The sequence below is a fragment of the Sporosarcina sp. P26b genome (assembly GCF_002743245.1).
In the GTDB taxonomy this organism is placed as follows: Bacteria; Bacillota; Bacilli; order Bacillales_A; family Planococcaceae; genus Sporosarcina; species Sporosarcina ureae_C.
In genome coordinates this window covers 254,159-273,682 of the sequence record NZ_PDYW01000002.1, presented here as the reverse complement: position 1 = coordinate 273,682, position 19,524 = coordinate 254,159, and the positions used below count along the sequence as shown (strand labels likewise).

18 protein-coding genes are annotated in these 19,524 nt (G+C 39.7%); all 18 read right to left on the bottom strand.

The window, feature by feature from the left end:
* Positions 1–224: 224 nt before the first annotated feature.
* On the bottom strand, positions 225–716 hold the full coding sequence (locus CSV69_RS03280; protein ID WP_099692685.1) for an immunoglobulin-like domain-containing protein: 492 nt from the start codon (positions 714–716) through the stop codon (positions 225–227).
* A gap of 108 nt (positions 717–824) precedes the next feature.
* Positions 825–1,382: an outer spore coat protein CotE gene (cotE, locus tag CSV69_RS03275; RefSeq protein ID WP_085428709.1), complete on the bottom strand. Its 558-nt coding sequence runs from the start codon at positions 1,380–1,382 to the stop codon at positions 825–827.
* Positions 1,383–1,502: 120 nt separating this feature from the next.
* Entirely contained in the window at positions 1,503–1,937 is a 435-nt protein-coding gene (locus tag CSV69_RS03270; RefSeq protein WP_085428708.1) for a YlbF/YmcA family competence regulator, read from the bottom strand.
* On the bottom strand, positions 1,937–3,484 hold the full coding sequence (gene miaB, locus CSV69_RS03265) for a tRNA (N6-isopentenyl adenosine(37)-C2)-methylthiotransferase MiaB (RefSeq protein ID WP_099692684.1): 1,548 nt from the start codon (positions 3,482–3,484) through the stop codon (positions 1,937–1,939). Before miaB ends, CSV69_RS03270 begins: the two co-directional genes overlap by 1 nt.
* A gap of 430 nt (positions 3,485–3,914) precedes the next feature.
* Positions 3,915–4,184: a stage V sporulation protein S gene (locus CSV69_RS03260; RefSeq protein ID WP_085428706.1), complete on the bottom strand. Its 270-nt coding sequence runs from the start codon at positions 4,182–4,184 to the stop codon at positions 3,915–3,917.
* Positions 4,185–4,276: 92 nt separating this feature from the next.
* Positions 4,277–5,074 carry a TIGR00282 family metallophosphoesterase gene (locus CSV69_RS03255; protein ID WP_085428705.1) on the bottom strand — a complete coding sequence of 266 codons (798 nt, stop codon included), beginning with the start codon at positions 5,072–5,074 and terminating at the stop codon, positions 4,277–4,279.
* A 67-nt stretch (positions 5,075–5,141) separates the two neighbouring features.
* Entirely contained in the window at positions 5,142–6,701 is a 1,560-nt protein-coding gene (rny, locus tag CSV69_RS03250) for a ribonuclease Y (RefSeq protein ID WP_085428704.1), read from the bottom strand.
* Between the two features lie 626 nt (positions 6,702–7,327).
* Complete coding sequence (gene recA, locus CSV69_RS03245; protein WP_085428703.1) at positions 7,328–8,392, bottom strand: recombinase RecA; 1,065 nt, start codon at positions 8,390–8,392, stop codon at positions 7,328–7,330.
* 166 nt (positions 8,393–8,558) lie between these two features.
* Positions 8,559–9,815 carry a competence/damage-inducible protein A gene (locus tag CSV69_RS03240; RefSeq protein WP_099692683.1) on the bottom strand — a complete coding sequence of 419 codons (1,257 nt, stop codon included), beginning with the start codon at positions 9,813–9,815 and terminating at the stop codon, positions 8,559–8,561.
* Between the two features lie 16 nt (positions 9,816–9,831).
* Positions 9,832–10,410, bottom strand: coding sequence for a CDP-diacylglycerol--glycerol-3-phosphate 3-phosphatidyltransferase (pgsA, locus tag CSV69_RS03235; protein WP_085428701.1), 579 nt, complete (start codon positions 10,408–10,410; stop codon positions 9,832–9,834).
* A 74-nt stretch (positions 10,411–10,484) separates the two neighbouring features.
* Positions 10,485–11,294, bottom strand: coding sequence for a helix-turn-helix domain-containing protein (locus CSV69_RS03230; protein WP_158232598.1), 810 nt, complete (start codon positions 11,292–11,294; stop codon positions 10,485–10,487).
* 28 nt (positions 11,295–11,322) lie between these two features.
* On the bottom strand, positions 11,323–12,117 hold the full coding sequence (locus CSV69_RS03225) for a DUF3388 domain-containing protein (RefSeq protein ID WP_085428699.1): 795 nt from the start codon (positions 12,115–12,117) through the stop codon (positions 11,323–11,325).
* Between the two features lie 133 nt (positions 12,118–12,250).
* The gene (ymfI, locus tag CSV69_RS03220; protein ID WP_099692681.1) at positions 12,251–12,985 is read right to left on the bottom strand and encodes an elongation factor P 5-aminopentanone reductase; all 735 of its coding nucleotides are present in this window, start codon (positions 12,983–12,985) and stop codon (positions 12,251–12,253) included.
* The gene (yfmH, locus tag CSV69_RS03215) at positions 12,982–14,277 is read right to left on the bottom strand and encodes an EF-P 5-aminopentanol modification-associated protein YfmH (protein WP_085428697.1); all 1,296 of its coding nucleotides are present in this window, start codon (positions 14,275–14,277) and stop codon (positions 12,982–12,984) included. The genes ymfI and yfmH overlap by 4 nt, the downstream gene beginning before the upstream one ends.
* Positions 14,274–15,548 (bottom strand): EF-P 5-aminopentanol modification-associated protein YfmF, encoded by a 1,275-nt coding sequence (gene yfmF / locus CSV69_RS03210; protein ID WP_099624523.1) that lies wholly within the window; start codon positions 15,546–15,548, stop codon positions 14,274–14,276. Before yfmF ends, yfmH begins: the two co-directional genes overlap by 4 nt.
* 385 nt (positions 15,549–15,933) lie before the next feature.
* Entirely contained in the window at positions 15,934–16,887 is a 954-nt protein-coding gene (locus tag CSV69_RS03205; protein WP_085428695.1) for an ABC transporter permease, read from the bottom strand.
* Position 16,888: 1 nt separating this feature from the next.
* Entirely contained in the window at positions 16,889–17,935 is a 1,047-nt protein-coding gene (locus CSV69_RS03200; protein WP_099692680.1) for an ABC transporter permease, read from the bottom strand.
* Entirely contained in the window at positions 17,925–19,493 is a 1,569-nt protein-coding gene (locus tag CSV69_RS03195) for an ABC transporter ATP-binding protein (RefSeq protein ID WP_085428693.1), read from the bottom strand. Before CSV69_RS03195 ends, CSV69_RS03200 begins: the two co-directional genes overlap by 11 nt.
* Positions 19,494–19,524 lie beyond the last annotated feature (31 nt).

Below are 19,524 nucleotides of genomic sequence, written 5' to 3'. Positions count from 1 at the left end.
TTGAGTTAACGAATCAAAAGGGGCTGAGGTATTTTAAAATGTAGAAGGGATGTAATGAATTGAATACAAACTACTTTAAAAACAACAAAAAACCATCTCGGTTGTTAACGGCCCGAGATAGTTTTCAATCTTGAAAATCAGTATTCTGTTATTAAAATAAAAAATTGGCCGAACAGCTCCAAATAAAGTAAGCTACCAACTTTAATGACATATGATTGTGCTGTCTATACTGCAGAAATCACTGTGAACGGAACAGCAAGTGTTACTACATAATAAGGGGCTACCGGTTTCAAAAACATTTTGACTAGGCGATACTCTCCTGGCATGAGGGTCACACCTATTATTTCCACGGAAAACAATTGATGAATCACTTTTGCCGGTGCAATTAAACGACCCAAATTAGTGAACTGTGGATTTTCATAAAACACAAAATCTGAATGTGCCAACGTATACCATTCGTTATTTTTCAGTATTTCTATATGATAGTATTCGCCATATTCATAACTAATTTGGCTATCATTTCTTAATGTCGTGTGGAATATCGGCATACCTTCTTTATATTGTTGTGCCGAAATCGATAGCGTCAGACCACTTCTACTTGCCCCTAATTCTTGTTCAGGAGAAGGAGCCGAAAGAGTTTGCATATCATTTCCTTTGCTACATGCTGACAGTATCATTAGAAGTGCTGGAATTATAAACCATTTTATTTTCACCATAGGATCTCCTCCTATCCTAAGGCTACACCCATTACCGCAAAGTAAACTTGATACAGATCATTTTTATTAACGTATAGCAAATAAAAAAAGCCGGTGAAACTCCCGGCTTTAAAATGGTGAATCTTTACGCTGAGGCGGTTGATGCGGTCTCTCTTTATTCGGAACCTCTTTATTCTTTTTATCTTCCATCACAATAGAAGAAGATTCAGCTTCTAGTATTGGCCATTCTTCATCGTACGGATGTGGATGAATCGTTACAGATACTTTTGTTTCACCAATCATCTCAACCAATAACTCTCTTTCAATCGAAATCGAGAAGTTTTGTCCGCATTCAGAAATACTAGCTTCTGTACAATTCGGATGCTGTAATACTGTGACAATCGTTTCCTCTTTTGCTGATGTCGGCTCATCGCGATAATGCAATGCAATCTTATCTTTATAAGGAATCGATTCAGTAAAGACGGAAGTTTTAGAATGATCATGGTGTGAGTACCAAACATTCACATCAAAACTACCGGTCACTTCCACGTACTTACCAACTTTCTTTGCTTGTTGCGTGTGATTGATCACCCAACAGCCCAATATACTTGAAGGACGATTAGGTGGCTTCAGCATCTCAGTAGACTCTGATCGATGCTTCCCTTTGGCAATAACAGCTTTAGTCACAATTTGTCTTAAGTTTTTCAGTTTTCTTCCTCCTTCTTTGGCTTCTATCCATCCTATGCAACAGCAGCCCAGAAATTGAAAAAAATCGGCAAGGAATTTTCTCCTTAGCCGATTTATTATTTAAGACAATGATTTTTTCTGTGTATTTTCTACGTATGAACCTGTTTCACCACGTAAAAGGTCGCCGCCAGTAGACTCGATAATTTCATCCGTTACACTGTTCGCAATCGTATTAGATACCAATTGTAGTAAATCATTCACTTCATCTTGAGACTGTTTGAACTCTTGTACCAATGGAATCGCATCGATTTCAGCTTGGACTTGATCAATTTTCTTCTCAATTGCTTTTAAAGCGCGTTCTTTTTCATAGTTTTGGAAATTTACTGCCTGCGTTTGAAGTGATTTCATACTAGCGATTTTTTCACGTACTTTTTGATTTTCATTAATTTGTGCTTCTGCACGTTTATAAAACTCGACTTCTTCTGTATTTGCCAACATATGTGCCAAATCGCGTGCTTTTTGTATGATTTCGTCTTTTGTAAATTTCTTCTCCATTATCCTATCACCTTTTCTTTCTGGACTACTCCGATGAATTCACCATTGAGCGACCATGATTTTGCTTCTACTATTTGCACTTCTACGATCTCACCGATTACAGAACGTGGGGCTACAAAATTAACCAACTTACTTTTTTCTGTATAGCCCGCTAGTACGTCAGGATTCCTTTTACTTTCTCCTTCAACCAGCACTTTGACAATTTGTCCCTCATATGGCTTCATAGCCTCTGCAGACATATCGTTCACTAGTTTAAGAAGTCGTTGCAAACGTTCCTTCTTCACTTCCATTGGTATATTATCTTGCATCTTTGCAGCTGGTGTTCCTTCACGGGGTGAGTAAATATACGTGAACGCCATATCAAAACCAACTTCGCGATAGAGGGACATTGTTTCTTGAAATTGTTCTTCGGTTTCATTTGGGAATCCCACAATAATATCCGTCGTGAGCGATAGATTAGGAATTGCGGTTCTAATCTTATCGACTAGTTCCAAATAGCTTTCCCGAGTATATTTACGAGCCATAATCTTTAGCATATCAGATGACCCCGATTGTACTGGCAAATGAATATGGTCAACTAAATTTCCGCCTTTTGCAAGAACTTCGATTAAATGATCATCGAAGTCACGAGGATGACTCGTCGTGAAACGAATTCTTGGGATATCAATCAACCGCAATTCATCCATCAAATCACCTAATCGATAGGTGATATCATCAAAATCTTTACCGTATGCATTGACGTTTTGACCAAGCAAAGTGACTTCTTTATATCCTTCAGCAGCCAACTGACGAACTTCTTGAATGATGTCTGACGGTCGTCTGCTACGTTCTTTACCACGCGTATACGGTACGATACAGTACGTACAGAACTTATCGCAGCCATACATAATATTAACCCAAGCTTTGATTTTTCCATTACGCACTTTAGGCAAGTCCTCGATCACGTCGCCCTCTTTTGACCACACTTCAATAACCATCTCTTTAGACATGTATGCTTCATGTAAAATGTTCGGTAGGCGATGAATATTATGTGTACCAAAAATCATATCTACTTGATCATACGTTTTTAAAATTTTATTTACAACGGATTCTTCTTGTGACATACAACCACATACACCGATCAGTAAATCTGGGTTTGTCAGTTTAAGTGGTTTGTAGTGGCCCAATTCTCCAAATACTTTATTTTCTGCATTTTCACGGATTGCACATGTGTTTAGTAATATGACATCTGCTTCTTTTACATTGTCAGTTGCATTATAACCTAACGCCATTAAAATGCCTGCAATCACTTCCGTATCGTGTTCATTCATTTGACAGCCAAAAGTACGTATGAAGAATTTACGGCCTTGTCCCATTCCTTTAAAGCGTTGATCTATTTGAAAGTTATCGTGATATTCCACTTCTTCTTTCCCGCGTTTTTTTGCGTCTTTCAGAGAAGGCCCGCTGTAGACAGACTCGAAATATTTGCTATAGTCTTTTTCTGTGATGTTTGATTTCGATTTGTTTTCTGCTACGAGTCCAGCTTGCAAGCGCTGTTCTTCATTCATTGCAGTAGCCCCTTTCTATTACTTATCGGGAAATAAGCATACATGATGTTATTATACTGAAGTTTTGATTGATATGACAGCAAACGGTTAAATTGTCGCTGGTTTGTCATGAAAAAGGAGATGCAATGAATATATCAGAGCATCTTTTTGCTTGATGGTGGGCATTTGAAAGTAATAAGGAAAAAGAGAGTGAGTTTTTTAATGCGAGGGGGTAGAAGCTCCAGTTGGCGGACGCTTTCCCATGGGCCTGCGGGAAGAGCCGTAACGAAGAACGGCTTTTGCGAGTAAAAGCGCAGTGTTAGGAGCTTGTCTTTGCATTCAATCCCCTACTATCTGCCACCAGACAACAATTATATTATTTCATAAAAAAAAGAGCTATCTTCAGTTGTCATTTAAACTAATGACGACTTGGACAGCTCTTTTTTATATTCTACTTACGTTCCTTTTTTTCGACGAGAAGTTTGAGTGCAGTCCTAGCTTCCCCGTTGATTTCGATATCGGTGAAAGCAGGCGCGCAAATTAGGTCGCCTCCACTTGGTGCTACGAATCCTCTAGCGATTGCAATTGCTTTTACTGCTTGATTTAATGCTCCAGCTCCGACCGCCTGTATCTCGGCAAAGCCTTGTTCACGAATAACCGCAACTAATGCTCCTGCTACTGAGTTCGGATTTGAGCGAGAAGATACTTTCAAGGGACTCACGATATTTCCTCCTTATTTTGCAATGTCTATGGAACGCGTATATTCCATACAACATCCTATGATTGGTAAGGAGGATTTAGACACTTGGAAAATTAGTTTTTAAACGGATGATCTTCGTTAATCCTAATACGCTCAATTTTGAGAGCTTTACCAGTTTTATCATCCAATTCTACGAACATTCCGTTAAGCTGTGGTCTTCCACTTTTCGGTACTTCAAATCGAGTAGGCAAGTTCGTATAGAAACGATACAATACATCTTCTTTTTTCATTCCTAATATCTCATCGTATGGACCCGTCATGCCTGCGTCAGTTAAATATGCTGTTCCTCCTGGAAGGATTCGCTCATCGGCGGTTTGCACATGTGTATGTGTTCCGACAACGACTGATGCTTTGCCGTCCAGATGCCAGCCCATCGCAATTTTTTCACTTGTTGCTTCTGCGTGAAAATCTACAAAAACGAGTGGAGATGTTTGCAAAGCTTCTTCTAGTAGTTCATCCGCTTTGGCGAATGGATCATCGTGTGGTGGTAAGAATGTTCGACCATGTAAGTTGATAACTGATAAAGTAACACCATTCTTTGTAATGGACGTCATGCCTTTACCAGGAGCTTGATCAGAAAAATTCGCAGGTCGAATCAAGTAATCCACTTCATCTATAAAATCATAAATTTCACGTTGATCCCATGTATGATTACCCATTGTGATGACATCTACTCCAGCATGTAATAAATCATGATAAATTGATTTTGTAATCCCTCTGCCTGAAGCTGCATTTTCTCCATTTGCTATAATGACATCGGCTTGATATTTACGTTTTAAACGTGATAAGTAATCAATTACCATTTCTCTTCCCATAGATCCAACGATATCTCCAATAAAAATTACTTTCATCTGTAACAACCTCTTTCCAAAATGAAAACAGCTTCCAAACGAACCGGAAGCTGTTTTGTGTTAGGTATTATTTTGCATATTCTACTGCACGGGTCTCCCGTATGACCGTCACTTTAATATGCCCTGGATAGTTTAATTCTTCTTCGATTTGTTTTCGTATATCACGTGCTAAGCGATGTGCGGTAATATCATCGATCTGTTCGGGGCGGACAATGATACGCACTTCCCGTCCTGCCTGAATGGCAAATGACTTCTCCACACCTTCATATGATTCCGAAATTTCTTCGAGTTTTTGCAAACGTTTTATATAGTTTTCTAATGTTTCACTTCGTGCACCTGGTCTTGCTGCAGATAATGCATCCGCTGCTGCGACTAGCACTGCGATAACAGATGTTGCTTCTTCGTCACCGTGGTGAGAAGCAATACTATTGATGACAACCGGATGTTCTTTATACTTCACTGCAAGCTCTTTACCGATCTGCACGTGACTTCCTTCTACTTCATGATCGATAGCTTTACCGATATCGTGAAGTAAACCGGCCCGTCTAGCAAGTGTAACATCTTCACCCAACTCAGCTGCAAGCAAGCCTGTTAAGTATGCTACTTCAATGGAGTGCTTCAAAACATTTTGTCCGTAACTTGTACGGAAGTGTAGACGACCCAAAATTTTGATCATATCCGGATGTAAATTATGAACACCCACATCGAATGTAGTTTGTTCTCCTTTTTCGCGAATCAGCTCGTCCACTTCTCTTCTAGACTTGTCGACCATCTCTTCGATACGTGCAGGGTGGATACGGCCATCCTGAACTAATTTCTCAAGAGCTAATCTTGCTGTCTCTCTACGAACCGGATCAAAACCAGATAGGATAACTGCTTCTGGCGTATCGTCAATAATCAAATCAATACCCGTAAGTGTTTCGAGTGTACGAATATTTCGCCCTTCACGACCAATGATGCGACCTTTCATTTCATCATTCGGTAAATTAACGACGGAGACTGTTGTTTCTGCCACATGATCTGCTGCAAATCGTTGCAGTGCCAATGAAAGGATTTCCCGTGCTTTACGCTCGGATTCCTCTTTAGCCCGTTGCTCGGATTCTTTCGTCATGACTGCAATATCCGTAGAAAGCTCTTCTTCTACATCTTCCAAGATGACGCGTTTTGCTTCATCTCTTGTTAAGGAAGAGATTCTTTCCAGTTCGGTCTTCTGTGTAGTAACAAGTTCTTCCGCTTTGCGTTCCATCTCTTCAATATGCTGTTGTCTTTCTAATAGCGCATCTTCTTTGCGCTCTAGACCTGCTTCTCTTTTATTGAGCGCATCATCCTTGCGATCAAGGTTTTCTTCACGCTGTAAGAGACGGTTTTCTTGTTTCTGTAATTCCGTCCTTCTCTCACGGACTTCTGTTTCTGCTTCAATCCGCAGTTCGTGAGTTTCATCTTTCGCTTCTAACAGTGCCTCTTTCTTCACTGACTCCGCTTCACGCTTCGCCTCTTCGACGAGTTGGTTGGCAGTATGCTTGGCACCAGTCACTTTTGAATCATTCACATTCTTCAATATAAAAAAGCTAACAACTGCACCGACGATGAGACTTAGCAAAACGGAGATGAGTATTTCAATACCCATTGAGGTCACCTCCTCCTGCTTATTCTTTTCTTTTCAGTCGGCTCGTATAATCAATTTTGCCATGGCGGTTATATTCACGTTACTTGTTACCAGGGTTTCCTGGTAATGTCCCGACGATCTGTGAAAACGCCGAAGGCCTAACTTAATCCAACGGGTAGTAGAAACCCTGCTGTTTCGGGACTAATTTTTATTGTTGTCACTACTTTTTACTTATCTTTTTATTTTGCTGAATTAAGTTAAATCAACATACTGCCAAAAACAATTGATTGGTTTGTTAAATATAGGACGTATATAATACGCCACTTTAATTGTATAGTTGTATTTTTATTGTGTCAAGGAATGATGGAGGAAAAATGATCCTACAGTCGCTTTTGTATTGTTTAACTGAGTCTTTCCACTTTCATTTCCCTTGATTCATTTAAATGACCATTAATTTTCCCGGAAAGCAGAAAATATGTAAAACAAGTAGATGGTGATTATATACGTCGAACCTAGAATTTAATGTGCTTTGTAGTGCGTTGGTTTTATAAAAGAATTAGTTTATCTTATGTAGTTCTATATAAAATTGCATTGGTTCAACTTCATAAAAAAACCGCCAATAGAAATTGGCGGTTTACATGCATAACTTACTTCTCTTCTGGTAGAGATAGTAAGTCATCAAGCTCATCTTCATCATCACCGTGCGCTGCAATCACATAGTTTGTAGCATTTAAACCATATGATTCACGAATCTTCCCTGCAATTTCATCACGCATTTTTAGATTTTCTTTCAAGAATTGTTTCGCGTTTTCACGGCCTTGTCCCAAACGCTCACCTTCATAAGAATACCAAGCACCGCTTTTTAGTACTACTTCCAATTCTGAACCTAGATCTAGAATTTCACCTTCTTTTGAAATTCCTTCACCATACATAATATCTACTTCTGCCGTACGGAATGGAGGTGCGACTTTGTTTTTCACAACACGGATTCTTGTCTTATTACCCATAATATCATTACCTTGTTTAATTGCTTCGCCTCTACGAACTTCAAGACGAACGGAAGCATAGAACTTCAGTGCACGTCCACCCGGTGTTACTTCAGGGTTACCGAACATCACGCCTACTTTTTCACGAATCTGGTTGATGAATACTGCAATCGTATTTGATTTATTAATTGCACCAGAAAGTTTGCGCAAGGCTTGTGACATTAAACGAGCTTGCAAACCAACGTGTGCGTCACCCATTTCACCTTCAATTTCAGCTTTAGGTACAAGAGCAGCTACTGAGTCCACTACGACGATATCTACTGCACCTGAACGTACAAGAGCTTCTGCGATTTCCAAAGCTTGCTCGCCTGTGTCGGGTTGAGATAATAATAATTCATCGATGTTAACTCCTAGCTTTTGTGCATAGACAGGGTCTAACGCATGTTCCGCGTCAATAAATGCCGCTGTACCGCCACTTGCTTGTACTTCTGCAATTGCGTGCAAAGATACAGTTGTTTTACCTGAGCTCTCTGGGCCATATATCTCAATTACTCGTCCGCGTGGATATCCACCTATTCCTAAGGCCGCATCCAGTGCTAATGAACCTGATGATGATGTATCGATTTGAAGATCTGTCTTTTCACCCATTTTCATGACAGAACCTTTACCAAATTGTTTCTCTATTTGTTTTAACGCCATATCTAAAGCCGCTTTACGATTGCTCAATTACAATTCCTCCTCAAACTCTTTTTCTACTCTTATTATACCTTTTTTCAATACAATACACAAGAATTAAACGAACGGGTATTCGATAAATTAATAAAAGGAATTGAAAAAAAGATACAAAATACTAGGATGAATTGAATTTTGGTAGCTAAATCGACTTGGAAATTCAATACTTCAATTCTTTTTTCTCTCTCATCATCTGAATTAAATAATGTAATGCGAACTGTACAGAACGCATACGGTTCGTATTACGTGAACCTGATAATTGAAGCTTGTAAGATGCCGTCTTCATTCCTTCTATTGCAATGCCGATCCAAACGGTACCTGGTGGCTGACCATCATGTGGTTCAGGACCAGCTGCACCTGTCAGACTAATTCCAATAGTAGTTGAACATCTCTCCTTGATACTTTCGGCCATTGCTTCTGCACATTCGGAACTAACCACGCCGTGAAAATCAAGCAACGACGACAAGATACCCAATTGCTCGATTTTCATCTCTTTATTGTAAACTACAACGCCGCCTTTTAGCGCATTTCCAATTCCCGGTTGTGAACCAAGTTCCGCCATAAACATCCCCGAAGTCAAACTCTCCGCTGCTGAAATTGACCAGTCATTTTGCAGCAATAATTCAGTTGTTTTGGAAGCCAGTGTATCATCATCTACACCATAGATAAACTCCCCTACAATAGCACGGATTTCCTGCTCTACAGGTGAAATCAATTTTTGAGCTTCTTCTTCCGTTTTGGCTTTTGCAGTAATACGCAACTTAACCATTCCTGGTGAAGCGAGCGGTGCGATGGTAGGGTTTGTCTGTTTTTCTAATAAAGACTGGAGACGCACTTCCAATTCAGACTCACCAATTCCTTGCAATTTCAATACTTTAGAGGATATTATGTCCTGTTTACCGTACACACCAAGTAAGTACGGAATCGCTTCATGTTCAAACATAGGTTCCATTTCGTGAGGTGGTCCAGGTAACAAAATATACTGCTTATCTGCCTTGCCAATAGCAATACCCGGAGCCATACCATTACGATTCGGCAATACCGTAGATCCTTTTAAAACGAGAGCCTGCTGCTTATTATTTTCTGTCATTACTTTCCCGACATGATCGAAATATTCTTCAATAGTTTTCATCGCTTCTTCGTTAGATACCAGTTCACAACCTAATTCATGTGCAATAGTTTGTTTCGTGAGATCATCTTTAGTCGGACCTAACCCTCCACTAAATATGAGGATATCTGCACGTTGTTGCGCCAGTTTGATCGACTGGGACAAGCGTTCAGGATTATCTCCTACTACGGTATGATAATATACATCAATTCCAGCCTCAGCCAATCTTCCTGATATGAATCGTGCGTTGGTATTCGTGATTTGTCCCAATAGAAGCTCTGTTCCTACTGCAATTATTTCTGCTTTCATGAATACATTACTCTCCTCACATTGACTCGACTAAAATTTTACGATTTTTAACGAAGTAATCTACACCTGACCATACAGTAAATACTAATGCAATATACAACATGATAGTTCCGAACGGAATGCCCAGTGCTTCGAAGAAAATGTTATGCAATAAAAGAAAAGAAATTGCCAATAGTTGCGCCACTGTTTTTATTTTACCTAACTGGTTGGCAGCTACTACTTCCCCGCCACCTGCTAAAATCAAACGTAATCCTGTTACCGCAAATTCTCTACTGATAATAATGATGACAATCCATGCAGGGGCTGTGCCCATTTCCACTAATAAAATAAAAGCGGCTGAGACCAGTAATTTATCTGCCAATGGATCCAAAAACTTACCCATATTAGTTACTAAGTTGTTTTTTCTGGCTAAGTATCCATCTAACCAGTCAGTTGTCGACGCTACGATGAAGATAATTGCGCCTACCAAATGTTCGACAGGCATTTCTACTCCCCCGAGACGAATCATTCCCCAGCCAAAATCAACTGCAAGAAACAGGATGAAAATAGGAATCATAAAGACCCTGGAGAGCGTAATTTTATTTGGTAAATTCATTACATGTCCACCTTTCTAACGATTAAGTCCATTTATTAACAATAAAATAGTCACCCCTTGAGATGACTATTTTTCTATGGCTTTTTTAATACGATGTTTTGTGGAACGAGATCTGTTGGATAATCTACTCGCTGACCGTTAACTGTCAGTTCTGCGTTTTCATAATTCCCAACACGGATTCTCAAACTTTCTGCATCGTTTGCTTCAATTTCAATTGTTTCGCCTTCTTGTAATACACGGGCACCAGCTGGTTGTGGCATTCGTTCTTCTCCATTTTGATCCGTTACTGAAATCCAAGAATTACCCGTAGTCTTAATGACTAATTTGATAGTTTCAGAATCAGACAATTTGTATATAGACGTTTCTCCCGAAGTGGAAGCGTGTTCGAACGGTTGTTTTGGTTTTTCGATTTCAACAGGATCTGTTTGTGGATCCGTTACCACATTTGAATTCGACCCCAATGAGTCACCATCCATCGCTGGATCTGCTGCTTTGTCTTTTAACAATGTATAAACAATAACAAAAATCATAATGATAAATAGTGCAACAATAATTTTCGGCATTGCCTCTTTTAATGTGTTATTCTGTTTCGAACCTGCACTACGTTGCATAGTTGCTGGCACAACTTTCTCTTGCTCTTCTTGTACAGCAGTTTCATACTCGTCTTGATAAAGAGTCAGTATTTCCTCTGCATTCAAGTCCACCGATTCTGCATACTGTTTAATAAAAACCCGAACGTAGAAAGCCCCTGGAATGACTTGAAATTCTTCATTTTCAATTGCTAACAGATAACGCTGTTGAATTTTCGTACTGTCTTGCAAATCTTCCAGCGTCAATCCTTTTGATATTCTCGCTTCTTTCAAACGAGCACCTATTCCGATCAAATTCAACACCTACCCAATTCATCTCAAATCAATTAAACATATTAAAGCCGCCCATAGGACTACGGTTAGAAATAGGATCATTCTTTTCCAGAATGTCGTATGTGATTTCCTGATCTACTGTAGTCCGTAACTCTATGATTATATCAAAGTCATCGATTGTATATTCCGATTGCTTCACAAACATATCTGGATGTTCGACAACTTTAATCGTAGGCAAGCCCATAATTTCGCGTACTAATTGCATATGACGTTCATCTGATGTTTTTCGTGTTACGATACCATCTAGTATAAAGATGTTATCATCCGAAAACTCATCTCCCATCATACTCGTTCTAACTGTTTGCTTAATCATTGTGGAGGATAAAAACACCCATTTTTTATTGGCACACACACTTGCCGCCACTACAGATTCTGTTTTACCTACTCTCGGCATTCCTCGAACGCCAATTAGCTTATGGCCATCTTGTTTGAAAATCTCCGCCAAAAAGTCCACTAAAATCCCAAGCTCGCTTCTTATAAATTGGTATGTTCTTCGGTCTTCGGTACCGCGCTGAATATAATGTCCATGACGAACAGCCAATACATCACGTAATTTCGGTTCTCTAATCTTATGGATGACAATCGCATCCATAGTAGAAGCAATCAACTCGAAACGTTTAATTTGTTGATCATGATCAGTGTGGACAAGCATACCGCGGTATCTTCCATCCACCCCGTTGATGGTTACAATATCGACTCGCAACATACCGAGTAATGAAGCAATATCCCCTAGTAATCCAGGGCGATTGACTTGCAACTCATATTCGACATACCATTCTCCCATTCAACACACTCCTTCATAAAACTACTTTTTTCCAGAATGCACAAGGCTGCACTTAGTTCTATAATAGCGGATTGCTAGAGTGATGAAAAGAAAAAAAGAAAAGGACATCACGTATCGTCCCTTTCCCAAGGCCTTAGATATACCAGCCACCATTTATTTGAATAATTTCACCTGTCATATAATCTGCTTTACCACTCAGCATAAATTCCACCATATTCGCTATTTCCTGCGGTGTTCCGACTGACAATAGCGGAATCTGATCCAGTACCATCTGCCGCTCTTCCGCAGTAAACTCCTGATTCATACGGGTATCGATCCATCCTGGTGCAATCGCATTCACTCGTATACCAGAATATGCAGCTTCCTTCGCATACGCTTTAACAAAGGCATGCTGTGCACCCTTAACTGCGGAATACATTACTTCGCCAGCTGCACCTGCACTTCCCCAAATTGAGCCAATAAACGTAATATAGGAAACTTCATGCTTACGCAGTTTTTCGGATAACAACGCGATTAATCGTGCTGGATTCTGCATATGAACTTGCCACAATTCCAGCATATCCATTTCGCTCGTATCTGATAATAATTTTACGACAGCTTGACCATTAGCTACAACGATCGCTTGAATGCTTAGAATGCTCGCTGCCAGTTTTTCAGCGGCTTCAGCCTCTCTGAAGTCAGCTTGCACACTGCGAAATTGCTGATCCGGATATGTCTCTTCCAGCTCTGTTCTCAATACATCCACCTGATGTTTTCTTGTATTATAATGTAAATACAAAGACCAACCCGCTTCTGCCAGTTGCTTACAAATTACTTCCCCTATGCCGCCAGATGCTCCTAAAACGAGTGCAAATCTTGACTGGTTCATTGAGTCTTAGGTGGTAATACTTTGAAAATTGTATAGCTACTGTCATCAGAGAACGTGGCAAATGCCTTTTTTAACTTATCCATTGATAGTTTTTCTAAAGTTGGTACCACATCGAATAAATTCATATTATTAAATTCATATCGTGTATATTGATTCGCGATGAATTCAATGGAGTTTAAAGAGCGCATAAATTGCCCGATTTTCTTTCTACGCATTCTATCCAAATCTTCTTCTTGCACTGGCCAATTTGTTTTTGCATCTTTAATGGTATGACGAATTAATTCTTCCAAGCGCTCCGGCTCATCTGTATCGGAACCAACCATTGCAAAACCATATCCTTCTTCCAAAGAGAATTCATATGAAAACGATTCATCCACTAAACCTTCCGCGTTTGCTTTTTCATAAAATGCAGATGTACGACCGAATAAACTATCTAGTACGAGGTTTGCTGACAATTCCATTTCAAGCATTTCTTGGCCCTGTAGCTCTGTCTCGGTACATTTCATACCGATATTCAACTTAGGTTTTGAAACATCCATCGTCAAAGTACGTTCAGGCACATCCACTTCTTTCGATTCGGATGGGAATTGGCGTTCGATTGCTTCAGGTTGATCGAATGATTTTTGCGCTTGATCTTCTTTGACAAATGCCATCATTTCCTCGGGTTTTACTGCTCCCACGATAAACAGCAACATATTGGATGGATGATAGAACGTCTCATAGCAAGTGTATAAATGTTCAGCTGTTATGTCCTGAATAGACTCAACGGTACCCGCAATGTCGATTTTCACGGGATGGTTTTCATAAAGGTTTTCAATTGTACCGAAATATAGTCTCCAATCAGGCTGATCGTCGTACATAGTGATTTCCTGGGCAATGATTCCTTTTTCTTTATCGACAGTTTGCTTTGTGAAGTATGGTTGTTGAACGAAGTCAAGTAATACTTTTGTATTTTCTTTTAGTTTATTCGTTGCAGAAAACAGATAAGCAGTTCTACCAAATGTAGTATAAGCATTTGCAGAAGCGCCGTTTAAGCCAAACTTCTGAAATACATCTCCATCTTCCTTTTCAAACATCTTATGCTCAAGGAAATGGGCAATACCATCAGGCACTGTGATAAATTCGTCTTTGCCATGCGGTTTGAACGTACGATCAATAGATCCATACTTTGTTGTGAACGTTACAAATGTTTTAGAAAATCCACGCTTCGGTAGAATAACTACTTTCAAACCATTATCTAATGTTTCAGTGTAGATTTTCTCTTGTAGTTGATCAAAATTTACTTCTTTCATTCGGAAACATCCTCCTTACCTGAAAGCAAATACACAATTTCTAATTGAACTGTATTCGCCATGTCCTTTATATCTTCCAATGTGACGGATTCCCACTTTTCGATAAGTCGATCTGCAGTGAAGTTCTCGTCCAATTCTTTATATTGATCATAAATTTCAATCTGACTACGAGCCGAATCATTTGCGCTCAAAATACTATTTTCAAGAAGAGCGATTGTTTGATTCAGTTCCACTTCTGTACTTTCCCCATTCTGTAGTGAGGTCAGTTGCTCAAGAATTAGTTTTACAGCTTTCTCTTCCAAGTCCGCATCAATACCTGCTGTGACGTAGACTATACCGTAATGCGAAGCAAATGCACTATTCGCATAGTATGCCATGCTTTCTTTTTCCCGCACATTCATGAACAATTTACTGTGAGCGAAGCCACCGAAAATACCGTTTGTTATTTGCATCTTATGATAGTCAGGATGATGGAAAGAAACAGGCGTATGGAATCCAAGATGAAGCTTACCTTGTTTCATATCTTGCTGCTCTCTAATTGTATTCACTGAATCCGACACTTTTACTTCAGGTAAATCCAGTTGCTCTTCTGCATCACGTGCAGTAAACGGTAGGAATTGCTTAATTTGCTCAATAATATATTTTTCATCTACATCTCCTACTACATAAATATCAATCAAATCGTTATTGATCATATCTTCGTATGTAGTATAAAGACTTTCCTTTGTAATTTGAGATACAGCTTCTTCTGTGCCGTAAGCAGAAATAGATGCAGGATGATTAGGTCTCATGATTTCAAGCATGCGCTTCTGAGCGAAGCGCGTTTTGTCGTCATAAATAGAACGAATCCGATCGCGGACATTGCGTTTTTCTCTATCCGTGACATCCGGATCAAATGCTTTATTCGTTACGTTAGGATCGAACACTACAGAACGAATTAATTGCCATAATTGCTTAAAGATATCTTCGCCTGCAAAAAATTCATCGTTTACACACTCTGTATAAAGCGAAACTATATGCTGCGAACTTCTTTTCGAAACGTCAGTAAATAATACCGTACCGTACAACTCGTCCAGTGCTTTGCGCATGGAACTCATTGTTGGATACTGCTTCGTTGAATTTTCCATCACATTCGCCAACACCGTACGTTCAGAAGCTTTCTGCTGATCCAGTGGTGCTTTCCACTTAATTGTCACATTAACCGTTTTGAACTGTTCCGTTTTCCGTATATACAAATGTACGCCATCTTGTAATTTTGTTTTATTGAACATACAAACACCTCGTTTACCTTATTATATGTAATCCTAGTCTCACTATACATTTAAGCCCGCCATTTGGAAAATGATACAACTCTTTCTAGTGCTGATGGTGGCGTTTAGCTGCGACAGACACTGGAAGATGTAAAAATAAAGGCGCCTTTTGCCTTTATCTTTACATCTGAAGTGATCCGAGCAGCTGCCACCATTCAGCCGGATGTTGTTGGTGCTGAGAGCGCTGTTTAGCCTCGACAGGCACTGGAGGACTTAAAAATAAAGGCGTACTTTGCCTTTATCTTAAATCCACATGACTTTTCAGGACATTTAACTAAAAACTTTCTATAACAAACTTAGAAAAGCTATCTGAAGAGTATGCGTCTCCAGATAGCTTTTATAACTTTTATCGATTTCCTTTAACGTACGGCTTACCAAGTGCTTTCGGTGCTTTTGCTTTTCCAAGGAATCCAGCAAGAGCTAGTATAGTCAAGACGTAAGGGAAGATGTGGAAATAAACTGCTGGAATATCAGCTAGTAACTTAATACTTGACGAACTAATCGCAAGTGCCTGGGCAAATCCGAAGAATAACGCGGCTCCCATTGCACCCAGCGGATGCCACTTTCCAAAAATCATTGCAGCTAAAGCCATGAACCCTTGACCATTGATAGTCGCATGCCCAAAATCATTTGTGATGGTCTGTGAATAAACTGCTCCACCAATTCCCGCCAGTCCACCTGAAATAATAACTGCAATATAGCGTATTTTCGTTACTTTAATTCCCATTGTGTCTGCAGCCATAGGATGTTCTCCTACAGATCGCAGACGTAGACCAAACGGTGTTTTGTAAATTACGAACCATGCGATAATTGCAGTAGCAATCGCTATAATAGAAGACCCATATACTAATTTGAAGAACATCGGTCCGATAATCGGAATATCTTCCAAATACGGCACGTTAAATCTAGGAATTTTTTGTTGAATGAAATCTGTTTGTCCTTTACCAAAAATCATTTTCACGGAAAATAATGCAATGGCAAGACCTAACATGTTTATCGCAACACCTGAAACTACCTGATCCGCTCTGAAGGAGATAGAAGCTACTGCATGAAGTGTTGCAAATAGTGCTGAAACAAGCATAGCAACAAGTAATGCGAGCCAAGGTGTCCAAGCGCCAAAGGTATCCGCGAAAAATAGATTGAACAGAATACCGATGAATGCACCCATGATCATAAGACCTTCCAAACCGATATTGATAACACCGGATCGTTCAGAGAAGACACCGCCAATTGCTGTAAAAATAAGAGGGGCTGCTGAAGCAATTGTTATAGGTATGATGAAATATAATACGTCTAACATGTCACTTCGCCTCCTTCTTATTACGTAAACGTATGAGTCCTACACGGATGATGTATCCGCAGGCTACAAAGAAAATAACCAATGCAATAATAATCGAAACGATTTCTACAGGAATTCCTGCCTCATTCGGCATATTATTTGCTCCATATTTCAATGAGCCGAATAACGTTGCACCGAAGATGACACCTAGTGGCGTATTTGCTCCAAGCAAGGCTACGGCAATTCCATCAAAACCGATCCCTGTAAAGCCGCCCATTGAAGACATGTTACCAAACGTACCAAGTGCCTCCATTGCACCACCAAGTCCAGCGAACGCGCCAGAGATGACCATTGCGAGAACAATATTCTTATTAGCGCTCATCCCAGCATAGCGCGCTGCGTGTTCGTTATACCCAACAGACTTCAATTCAAATCCAGTTTTAGTTTTCTCTAAAATGAACCACATGACGATCACCATAGCCAGAGCTACAAATATTCCGTAGTGCAATGTGGAGTAGTCCGTTAGATTAGATAAGAACTCTGACCGGAGTGAGGCTGATTCATGGATACGCTCCAATTTGAATCCACCACCGGAAAGTGTTTTAATTAATGCGTTAACCACATGTAAGGCAACATAGTTCATCATAATAGTGACAATAACTTCATGTACTTTCAATGTAGCTTTTAAAATACCCGGTACTAGTCCCCATAATGCTCCTGCAGCTGCTGCCGCAATGAGCGCGAATGGTAAGTGAATAATTTTGGGAAGTTCAAATGCCATCCCTACGTAAGCCGCAGCAAACCAACCTACGATCAATTGTCCTTCTACTCCAATATTGAAAAGTCCAGTTCTAAATGCGAATGCTACTGCAAGCCCTGCAAGGATGTATGGACTGATCTGACGAATCGTTTCACCTATCGCATAAGAATCACCAAAAATACCATTCCATAATGCAATATAGCCTGTGATTGGATTATAGTCACTGATCAGCATCACGATCGCGCCTACCAAGAGTCCTAAAAAGATCGAAATCACTGGGACCAGTATATTGATCACTCTATTCGACATGATGTTCATCACCATCCTTCGTAGCAGCTAGTACCTTTTTCTCAGCAACATCTTTTGAATGGCCTGCCATCATCAACCCTAATGCTTGTTCCGTAGTTTCTTGCGGAATTACCGTGCCTACAATAGTTCCATCATAAATAACTGCGATTTTATCAGAGACGTTCATGACTTCATCTAATTCAAACGTAATGAGTAAAACCGCTTTTCCACTGTCACGTTGTTCAATCAGACGACGATGAATAAACTCAATTGCACCAACGTCCAAACCACGTGTTGGTAATGCGGCAATCAGTAAGTCTGGATTTCTCAAGACTTCTCTTCCGATGATCAGCTTTTGCTGATTTCCTCCGGATAACGCTCTCGCCAATTCGTGTGTACCTTGAGTCCTTACATCAAATTCCTTGATTAGTTCTTCCGCTTTTTTATTAACAACTTTATAATTCATAATACCGCCTTTAGATAACGGTTCATGATAATACGATTGAAGAGCAGCATTATATGCAACTGAAAAGTCTAATATAAGCCCATGTTTATGACGGTCCTGAGGAATATGTCCAATACCAGTCTCTGTAATTTTTCTTGGCTTTTTATTGGTTACATCTTCTTCATTAATATAAATATTTCCACTTTTCACTTTCGTCAATCCAGTAATTGCTTCGATTAATTCGGATTGACCGTTACCGTCAATGCCGGCAATCCCCACTATTTCACCACGTCGTACAGAAAGGTTAAGGCCTTTTAACTTGGCAACACCTCGGTAGTCATTTACTTGTAGATTTTCTATCTTTAATACTTCTTCAGTCGGATTGGATGGACCTTTTTCCGTTTTAAATGTGACTTGACGTCCTACCATCAACGTCGCCAACTCTTCGGGATTCGTTTCTGATGTGATAACAGTACCGATTCCTTTACCTTTGCGGATGACAGTTACTTTGTCTGAAACGTTCATAATTTCCGCCAATTTATGGGTGATCAAGATGATTGATTTTCCTTCTGCTACAAGTTTTTTCATGATATTCAATAATTCATCAATTTCTTGAGGTGTTAATGATGCGGTAGGTTCATCAAATATTAAGATATCTGCCCCACGATAAAGCGTCTTCAGAATTTCGACACGTTGTTGCATACCTACAGAAATATCTTCTATTTTGGCGTACGGATCAACGTCAAGTCCATACATCTTGGAAATATCCGCAACTTTTTTCGCGGAATCCTTAATGTTGATAATCCCTGATTTAGTTGGTTCACTGCCTAAAATAATATTCTCGGTAACAGTTAAATTCTCCACCAACATAAAATGCTGATGCACCATCCCAATTCCTAGATCATTTGCTACGTTTGGATCAGTGATTTCTACTTTTTCGCCATGAACACGAATTTCGCCACCATCCGGTTGATATAAACCAAATAATACGTTCATTAAGGTAGATTTCCCAGCACCGTTTTCACCTAGCAATGCATGAATCTCGCCTTTTTCCAGTTGTAATGTAATATGATCGTTTGCATAGAAATTCCCGAACTTTTTTGAAACATCTAGCATCTCAATTACATAATCCATCCCAATCACTTCCTTGCCCATAATAGAATTC